Source organism: Flavobacterium sp. (assembly GCF_049590715.1).
Lineage (GTDB): Bacteria > Bacteroidota > Bacteroidia > Flavobacteriales > Flavobacteriaceae > Flavobacterium.
Genome location: NZ_JBAWDL010000284.1, coordinates 1 through 2603, shown reverse-complemented (window position 1 = coordinate 2603; position 2603 = coordinate 1). Strand labels below are relative to the sequence as shown.

2 protein-coding genes are annotated in these 2603 nt (G+C 35.5%); both read left to right on the top strand.

Translation table 11 applies throughout. The annotated features are described in order from the left end of the window. Positions 1–47: 47 nt before the first annotated feature. Complete coding sequence (locus tag WBQ70_RS12750; protein WP_423914865.1) at positions 48–749, top strand: sulfite exporter TauE/SafE family protein; 702 nt, start codon at positions 48–50, stop codon at positions 747–749. Positions 750–1044: 295 nt separating this feature from the next. Continuing rightward, on the top strand, positions 1045–2603 hold a 1559-nt coding region (locus tag WBQ70_RS12745), incomplete at its 3' end, for a sulfatase (protein WP_423914863.1).

The following is a 2603-nucleotide window of genomic DNA, read 5'->3' as shown; positions in this document are numbered from 1 at the left end:
TAACTCCTAACTTCCAACTCCTAACCTTTAACCTCTAACCTCTAACTTTGTTATACACCGCTTTCATATTTGGATTAATCAGTAGTTTTCATTGCGTTGGGATGTGTGGTCCTATAGCGATGATGCTTCCTGTAGATCGAAACAACCAAGCAAAGAAAATAATTCAAATTGTGACTTATCATCTGGGACGACTTACAGCCTATGGTAGTATAGGTTTATTGTTTGGATTGCTAGGACGAGGTCTTTATATTGCAGGATTACAACAAAAAATGTCCCTATTTATAGGTCTAGCGATGATTCTTGTAGTTCTAATTCCAGAAAAAAAACTGACTATCTACAATTTTTCAAAACCTATTTTCAAATTAATCACTAAGCTGAAATCTAAGTTAGGACAACAGTTCAAAAATAAAAGTTACAATTCCTTTTTTACAATAGGACTCCTCAACGGGTTCTTGCCTTGTGGCATGGTGTATATGGCTTTGTTTGGCGCTATTGCCATGCAATCTGCTACTTTTGGAGTATTGTATATGGTCTTGTTTGGGCTAGGAACCGTGCCTTTGATGAGTGCTGTAATCTTTATTCAATCTTTTATAACACTATCTGTTAGAAACAAAATCCAAAAAGCAATTCCGTATGTGGTCATATTGATTGCGGTATTGTTTATTCTGAGAGGACTGGGTTTAGGAATTCCGTATGTGTCGCCTTCAACTATGAGTTTGTTTGTACAAGTAAACGCTAATTGCCATTGAGATTTGAAGCTACAGGATTTTTTATTAGTTTATTTTGAAGAAATAAGTAGGGTTTAGCATATATATTTAAGTTTATCTTTCTTTTATAAATAACATTATACAATTATTCATCATTTTAAAGCTAATTACTCTTTTTACATTTTCAGTTAGGGTAAAATACATATACTAACAGGTAAATTTTACGAACTACGGACTGCTTTTTTTTTTCTAATTTGTAAGTTCAATAATGATTTATAGCCTTTGCATCAATAAAATCTTTATTTTTATTGAGAAAGAGGTGTTTAATATTTAATAAATGAAAAATAGAAATTTTTTTAGTTTGCTTTTGGTTAGCTTAGTATTTACAACTGTAAATGTGTCGGCACAGAAAAAGAAACAGCCTAATGTACTTTTTATAGCTGTAGATGATCTTCGTGCGGATTTAGGTTGTTATGGTTCAAATGTGGTAAAGTCACCTAATATTGATGCTTTGGCACAATCTGGAGTGCAATTTAATCGAGCGTATTGCCAAGAAGCTATTTGTGGTCCTTCGCGTGCGAGCTTGATGACTGGAGCACGTCCTGAAACAATTAATGTAATTGATTTGTTTCAGGATTTTAGATTGAATTGTCCGAGTATCAAAACCATTCCGCAACACTTTCGTGAAAACGGATATGAAACAGTTTTTACAGGTAAAGTTTTTCATGGAAAATATACTGATGATGCCTTGTCGTGGAGTCGAAAACCTATTCGTGTAAAAATGAGCGGTGAGTCAGAAGAAAAAACAGGAGGGTATGCCCTACCTGAAAATCAGTTGATGTATCTTAAAAATAAAATTGAGCTTGAAGAAAAGTATGGCGAAAAAATGATTCGTGAAAACTGGCTTGCTAAAGGACCTGATACAGAATGTGCGGATGTTCCGGATGATACTTATGAAGACGGTCAAAACACCAATAATGCTATTGCTACTTTAAAAGATTTGGTTAAAAAAGATGATAAACCATGGTTTTTAGCTTTAGGTTTCCACAAGCCTCATTTAGATTGGATTGCTCCAAAAAAATATTGGGATCTCTATGATGAAGCTACGATTCCTATTGCTACTCAAGTAAACCCTCCAAAAGACGGAGCTTCTATGGGATTATCAGAATCTATGGAAGTGCGTGTTGGTGCCGATATTCCTAAAACAGAACCTTTTTCACCTGAGTTGCAACGTAAATTGCGCCATGGATATTATGCTTGTATCAGCTATATTGATGCTCAGTTAGGAAAAATGGTGGAAGCCTTGAAAGAGTCTGGAGAATATGACAATACTATTATTGTTTTGTGGTCAGATCACGGTTTCAATCTTGGTGAAATGGGATATTGGGGTAAAGCAACCAATTATGAATTGGCTACTCGTGTTCCTTTTATTATTGTCGCTCCAGGAGTTACAGATAATGTAAAAGGACAAAAGTCAGATGCGTTGGTAGAAATGGTTGATATTTTTCCAACACTTTCCGACTTAGCAGGATTAAAACGTCCAGAACATTTAGAAGGTCATAGTATTGTCCCTGTTTTGAAAAATCCAGCCATCAAATGGCAAGAGGCTGCTTTCAGTTTATTCCCTAATCCAGCTATGCGTGAGTGGGCGGCAAGACCTTTTACACCACCGTTTCGTAATTCTTTCTTTGGTCCACTAATCAAAAAAATAGAGACTAAAATTGAAAAACAAATGGGCGATAAATGGAACCGTCAAGTATTTGAAGATTTTGTAATGGGCTATGCCATGCGTACAGAACGTTACCGTATGGTCGTATGGAAAGACAGACGTTTTCCTAAAAACGAACCGCTTTTTGTAGAATTATTTGACCATGATAAAGATCCTCAGGAATCAGT